General features: G+C 46.1%; 6 protein-coding genes. All 6 read left to right on the top strand.

Annotation, left to right across the window (positions count from 1 at the left end):
* Positions 1 to 38: 38 nt before the first annotated feature.
* Complete coding sequence (gene rodZ, locus CAG69_RS03095) at positions 39 to 989, top strand: cytoskeleton protein RodZ (protein WP_104971309.1); 951 nt, start codon at positions 39 to 41, stop codon at positions 987 to 989.
* A gap of 6 nt (positions 990 to 995) precedes the next feature.
* A complete protein-coding gene (ispG, locus tag CAG69_RS03090) occupies positions 996 to 2,114 on the top strand; it encodes a flavodoxin-dependent (E)-4-hydroxy-3-methylbut-2-enyl-diphosphate synthase (RefSeq protein WP_005391537.1) in 1,119 nt (372 codons plus the stop codon).
* Positions 2,115 to 2,140: 26 nt separating this feature from the next.
* Positions 2,141 to 3,409, top strand: coding sequence for a histidine--tRNA ligase (gene hisS, locus CAG69_RS03085; protein WP_046874336.1), 1,269 nt, complete (start codon positions 2,141 to 2,143; stop codon positions 3,407 to 3,409).
* A 126-nt stretch (positions 3,410 to 3,535) separates the two neighbouring features.
* Positions 3,536 to 4,150: a YfgM family protein gene (locus CAG69_RS03080; RefSeq protein ID WP_005391529.1), complete on the top strand. Its 615-nt coding sequence runs from the start codon at positions 3,536 to 3,538 to the stop codon at positions 4,148 to 4,150.
* 12 nt (positions 4,151 to 4,162) lie between these two features.
* On the top strand, positions 4,163 to 5,323 hold the full coding sequence (gene bamB, locus CAG69_RS03075) for an outer membrane protein assembly factor BamB (protein WP_161442673.1): 1,161 nt from the start codon (positions 4,163 to 4,165) through the stop codon (positions 5,321 to 5,323).
* A 167-nt stretch (positions 5,324 to 5,490) separates the two neighbouring features.
* Positions 5,491 to 6,928 (top strand): ribosome biogenesis GTPase Der (gene der / locus CAG69_RS03070; protein ID WP_161442671.1); only part of this gene is annotated, 1,438 nt, incomplete at its 3' end.

Below are 6,928 nucleotides of genomic sequence, written 5' to 3'. Positions count from 1 at the left end.
ACCACGTTAGCCACTAAAACAGATTAAATACCACCATTATGACAGAACACGAAAATACGAATGAAGTGCCACTTTCTATTGAAGCTGGCACATTACTGAAAAACAAACGCGAATCTCTTGGGATGAGTCAAAAGCAAGTTGCTGATCGCCTGAGGCTTCGCGTTTCTGTTATTGAAGATATTGAAAATAACCGATTTGAGTCTCAACAAGTTGCGACATTTACGCGTGGTTACTTGCGTTCTTACGCGAAGTTCGTAGGCCTTGATGAGAAGATGGTTTTGACTGCGTTAGAGCAGACAGCAGATGTACAGCCACAAGAGCAAGAAATTGAAATGCAGAGTTTCTCTCGCAAAACAAAAGATGAGAAGCACAATAGTCGTATCATGCTCCTGACTTGGGTTATCGGGTTGGTCATTATTGGTATTTCTGCAGCTTGGTGGTGGCAAAACCAGCAAGAGAATAGCCTAACGAAGGAAGTTACTGATTCAAGTGTTGAAGCGCCGAAGCCCACAGCGCAAGAGTTAGCTGATATCGATTTAATGACGGCTGAGGAGTTAATCGCAAGTACTCCTGAAGACGTTGTTTCAACAAGTAATGATGTTGTTGAAACGAGTGAAGTATCAGTCGAGCAAGGTAGCGATCCTCTGCTTGCTGAAACTGAAAATACAACAAGCGTAGATTCTGAAGAACCTGTTGCCGTGATTGAAACTGCGGAAGAGGAACAGCCTGCGCCAGTCGTACCTGAAGGCATGACACTTCTTACTATGAAGTTTAAAGCGGACTGTTGGATTCAAGTAAAAGACACCAATGGTAAAACGCTGGTAAGTGGTACTCATAAACCAGGACAAGATGTAGAACTTACCGGAAAAGCGCCGTTTAAAGTGATATTAGGCGCACCGGAAGGGGTTACAATGACATTTGCAAGTGAACCTGTCGACCTTTCTGGGTATACTTCAGGCAAAGTAGCTAGATTCACTCTACCGTTATAAAAAATTATGCAACACGAATCTCCAATTATTCGTCGTAAATCGACGCGTATTTATGTGGGTGATGTGCCAATTGGTGATGGTGCGCCAATTGCCGTACAGTCAATGACTAACACTCGCACGACTGACGTAGAAGCGACAGTCGCTCAAATCCGAGCACTAGAAAAAGTCGGTGCAGATATCGTTCGAGTTTCTGTACCTACCATGGACGCAGCAGAAGCTTTCAAACTGATTAAACAGCAAGTTTCTGTACCATTAGTGGCTGATATTCATTTCGACTATCGTATCGCGCTGAAAGTGGCGGAGTACGGTGTTGACTGTTTACGTATCAACCCAGGTAACATCGGCAATGAAGAGCGCATTCGCGCTGTTGTTGACTGTGCTCGCGATAAAAACATCCCAATCCGTATTGGTGTCAACGGTGGATCTTTGGAAAAAGATTTACAGATGAAATACGGTGAACCAACGCCAGAAGCTTTGGTTGAATCGGCGATGCGTCACGTAGATCATCTCGATCGTCTTAACTTTGACCAATTTAAAGTTAGCGTGAAAGCTTCAGACGTCTTCCTTGCGGTGGATTCATACCGTCTGCTAGCGAAGAAAATCGATCAGCCTCTTCACTTGGGTATTACAGAAGCGGGTGGTGCTCGTGCTGGTGCTGTTAAGTCATCTGTTGGCTTAGGTATGCTGTTATCTGAAGGGATCGGCGATACGCTGCGTATCTCTTTGGCTGCCGATCCAGTTGAAGAAATCAAAGTCGGTTTCGACATTCTTAAATCTCTGCGCATTCGCTCTCGAGGCATCAACTTTATTGCTTGCCCAAGTTGCTCGCGTCAAGAGTTTGATGTGATTGGCACGGTGAATGCACTTGAGCAGCGTTTAGAAGACATCATCACGCCAATGGATGTGTCTATCATCGGTTGTGTGGTAAACGGCCCTGGTGAAGCAGAAGTTTCTCACTTAGGTCTAGCAGGCAGTAACAAGAAGAGCGCATTCTACGAAGATGGTAAACGCCAGAAAGAGCGCTTTGATAACGATGACCTTGTGAATCAGCTAGAAGCTAAGATCCGTGCGAAAGCCGCCATGATGAATGGCGAAAACCGCATCGAAGTTAAAGTACAAGATTAATCTCAACGAGAATTACGGTAAGTATTGTGGCAAAAACAATTCAAGCAATTCGAGGCATGAACGATTGCCTCCCAACTCAGTCGCCACTGTGGCAAAAACTAGAAAACACAGTGAAAAATGTAATTAGCGCATACGGTTATAACGAAGTGCGCATGCCAATCGTTGAAGAAACAAACCTATTCAGCCGCGCTGTTGGTGAAGAGACAGACGTCGTTTCAAAAGAAATGTACACCTTTGATGATCGTAACGGAGACAGCCTAACACTTCGCCCTGAAGGTACGGCGGGTTGTGTACGTTCATGTATTCAAAACAGCCTGATCAACCGTGACGAACAGCGTCTGTGGTACATGGGGCCTATGTTCCGCCATGAACGTCCGCAGAAAGGTCGTTACCGTCAATTCCACCAGTGTGGTGTTGAGGTGTTTGGTCTAAATGGTCCAGATGTTGATGCAGAGCTTATCATGATGACGGCGCGTCTATGGCGTGAGCTAGGTATCAATGAACATGTTCGTCTTGAGCTGAACTCTATCGGTTCTCAAGAAGACCGCGCAGACTACCGTACTGCACTGGTTGCGTTCCTTGAGCAACATATTGATGTGCTAGACGAAGATTGTAAGCGTCGCATGCACACGAACCCACTGCGTGTTCTGGATACGAAGAACCCTGACGTTCAAGCTATTTTAGGTGATGCACCTCGCCTTTCAGATTACTTAGGTGAAGAATCTAAAGCACACTTCGCAGGTCTATGTGAACTTTTAGACGCCGCAGGTATCGAATACACAGTTAACGAACGTCTAGTTCGTGGTCTGGATTACTACAACCGCACGGTATTTGAATGGATCACTGAGAGCCTAGGTGCTCAAGGCACCGTTTGTGGCGGTGGTCGTTACGATGGTCTTGTAGAGCAATTAGGTGGTAAACCAACACCAGCAGTTGGCTTTGCAATGGGCCTAGAGCGTCTTGTTCTGATGCTAGAAACATTAGAGCTAACAGATGTTCGTCGCAGTGTGGATGTTTACGTAGTAACAGCAGGCGAAGGCACCATGATGGCAGGAATGAAGCTAGCAGAGCAGCTTCGTGAGTCTATCCCTGGCGTTCGTGTGATGAATCACTTCGGTGGCGGTAACTTCAAGAAACAGTTTAAACGCGCAGACAAAGTTGGTGCTGTTGTAGCATTAGTTCTGGGTGAAAACGAAGTTGCGGATAATACCGTAGTACTGAAAGATTTGGCCGGTGGTGAGCAAGAGACTTACAACCAAGCAGAAGTTGCAGAAAAGATCGCAGCACTGATTTAAGTCTTTTAGTAATCTAACAAAATTACATCCTAGTTCGTAAGCTAAGGCTCCCAAATGTGGAGCCTTTAAACGAAATAGGAACAATGGCAGCTAAGCTGCCATTTACATGTTTTAAGAGGACAGGAAGTGGAACTTTACGATACTGAAGAACAACAAGTTGAAGCCATTAAAGACTGGTGGAAGGAAAACGGCAAAGCCGTCATCATCGGTGCGGTTGTTGGCTTAGGTGGTCTATTTGGCTGGCGTTACTACCAGGATTCTGTGATTCAGGCGAGTGAAGCAGCTTCTCAAAGCTACACGACAGCAATGAATGCTTTGCAAGATAAAGGTACTGATGCTCAAGCTGACGTGAAAGCTTTCATTGAGTCAAATGAAGTAAAAGAATATTCAGTATTGGCTGCGCTACAACTTGCTAAAGCACAAGTTGAAGCTCAAGATCTTTCTGCTGCATTAGAGCAATTGAAGTGGGCGCAAAGCAACACTCAAGATGCTGCGCTGTTACCATTGATTAGTTACCGTATTGCGCGCATTGAAACGGAAATGGGTAACTTTGACGCTGCAACGGCAGAGCTAAGTAACGTCACTGATGCAGCATGGACAGGTCGTATTGCTGAACTTCGTGGCGATATTGCGATTCGCCAAGGTGACAAAGATGCCGCATACGCTGCGTATACTGAAGCTCAGCAAGCGGCAGACGCAAGCCCGACACTACAAATGAAATTGGACGATCTGGCGAAATAAGGACCGCATTGGATGAAAAGAGTCTTTAACAAAGCCTTGTTAGGGGCGTTAACAATGGGAATTCTTGCCGGTTGTGCTGGTGAGAAAGATACTATTGTAATGGCGCCACTACCTCAGGTAGACAGTGAGTTTACAACCAGTAGTGAGTGGAGCACATCGGTTGGCGATGGTGTTGGTCATTACTTTTCAAAGCTATCCCCTGTATTTGCGAATGATACATTGTTCGTGGCAAGTCGCGATGGCTTAGTAAAAGCGCTGGATCCTGAAAACGGTAAACAACGTTGGCAAACGGACCTAGAAGAAGATGTCATTGCTCGTCTCTCTGGTGGTATCACTGCAGCATACGGAAACCTTTACATTGGCTCTGAGAATGGTGAAGTCATCTCTCTTGACCAAGAAACAGGTGAGATTATTTGGCGTGTAAAAGTTGGTGGTGAGGTACTGGCGAAGCCAGTTGCAGATTCAGGCCTTATTATCATCAATACTAGCCGAGGCATGTTGATTGCACTTAATGAGAGTACAGGTGAGCAACGCTGGGCATTGAGTACAGAAGTGCCGAACCTAACTTTACGTGGTGACAGCACTCCGACTGCAATTGGCGGCGGTGTATTTTGGGGAACGGCAAATGGCCGACTCGCAGCTGCTATCGTTGAGCGTGGTCAGCTGATTTGGCAACAGCCTGTTGGTACGCCAAAAGGCGCGACAGAAATTGATCGTTTGGTTGACGTTGATTCATCGCCAATTGTGCTAGGTGGTACTCTTTTCACCATTGGATACAATGGTCAACTTATCGCCATTGATTTGCGTTCAGCGAACCCGATTTGGAAGCGTAATTACTCATCTGCAACAGACATTTCTACAGATGGTAGCCGCATCTTTGTGATAACGGAAAAAGATCATGTTGTTGCCGTTGATTCACGAAGTGGGACTGAGTTGTGGGAAAACAGCTTGCTTGAGCACCGACAACTTACAGCGCCAGTTATTGTCGGCAATTATCTCGTTGTCGGTGACACGCTTGGTTACCTTCACTGGATGGATCGTTCAACGGGCGAATTTGTTGCGCAGCAGTTTATCGATGATAGCGGCTTGGCCGTTGGCCCGACGTTATTGTCGGATGGTTATGTGATTACAACTCGCAACGGCGATGTAAAGAAACTAACCATTAACGAATAATATCGTGATATAATTCACATTCGGCTCCTGGCTGGTGACAGCTAGGAGCCGTTTTGTTGTTTGAATTTATTAACCCTGACGTGGTTATAGGTAAAAAGCTGGTTTGATTTGGCATCGAGCAAGTCGTTACCTATAACTACAGAAGAAAGATTATTGTAGAGGTTGTTATGGTACCTGTTGTAGCTCTAGTAGGGCGTCCGAACGTAGGTAAATCTACACTATTTAACCGATTGACTCGCACTCGTGACGCGTTGGTTGCGGACTTTCCAGGCCTAACGCGAGACCGTAAGTATGGCCAGGCGAGACTTGGTGAAGAGCACGAATTCATTGTGATTGATACCGGCGGTATTGATGGCACAGAAGAAGGCGTGGAAACAAAGATGGCAGAACAGTCATTAGCCGCGATTGATGAGGCTGATGTTGTATTGTTCCTTGTTGACGGTCGTGCTGGTCTGACTCCTTCAGATGCAGCAATTGCTGCGCATCTGCGTAAAATTGAAAAGCCAGCGATGCTGGTGGTAAACAAAATAGATGGTATTGATGCCGATGCGGCGTGTGCTGATTTTTGGCAGCTCGGCGTGGATGATATGTATCAGATTGCGGCCGCTCATGGCCGTGGTGTGACCGCTTTGCTTGAGCGAGCTTTATCTCCATTCTTTGATGATCTACTAACAAGTGAATCTGAAGACGGTGAGATTGAAGACCTGACTGGATTCGAAGACGAAGAGCCTCTTGTTGAAGATTACACTGAAGAAGACGCAGAAGCTGAATTCAAGCGCCTTCAAGAGCAGCCGATTAAGTTGGCGATCATCGGTCGTCCTAACGTAGGTAAATCGACACTGACTAACCGTATTCTAGGTGAAGAACGTGTAGTTGTATACGATATGCCTGGTACAACGCGTGATTCTATCTACATCCCGATGGAGCGTGATGGACGCGAATACGTACTAATTGATACCGCAGGTGTTCGTCGTCGTGGTCGTATCAATGAAACGGTTGAAAAGTTCTCTGTTGTTAAGACGCTGAAAGCGGTAGAAGATGCAAACGTCGTTCTACTGGTGATTGATGCACGTGAAAATATTTCAGACCAAGACCTAAGCTTGCTTGGTTTTGCACTGAATGCTGGCCGCTCAATTGTCATCGCCGTTAACAAGTGGGATGGTCTAGACAGTGACGTGAAAGAAAGCGTGAAGAAAGAACTGGACCGCCGTCTAGGATTCGTCGACTTCGCGCGTATCCACTTTATCTCTGCGCTGCACGGTACTGGCGTTGGTCACTTGTTTGAATCTATCCAAGAAGCATATAACTCGGCGACAACGCGTGTGGGTACGTCAGTACTGACGCGTATCATGAAGATGGCAGTGGATGATCACCAGCCGCCAATGGTTCGTGGTCGTCGTATCAAACTCAAATACGCACACGCAGGTGGTTACAACCCACCGATCGTTGTTATCCACGGTAACATGGTTCGTGAATTGCCAGATTCGTATAAACGTTATCTGATGAACTACTTCCGTAAGTCTCTGGAAATTATGGGAACACCGATTCGCATTAACTTCCACAACAGTGATAACCCATACGAGAATCGTACGAATAAGCTTACGC

Origin of the sequence: Vibrio sp. V43_P6S15P86, from assembly GCF_009904725.1 — a bacterium.
GTDB classification, from domain to species: Bacteria; Pseudomonadota; Gammaproteobacteria; order Enterobacterales; family Vibrionaceae; genus Vibrio; species Vibrio diabolicus.
The sequence above is the reverse complement of the archived record's forward strand: the minus strand, read 5'-3'. Positions and strand labels throughout refer to the sequence as shown.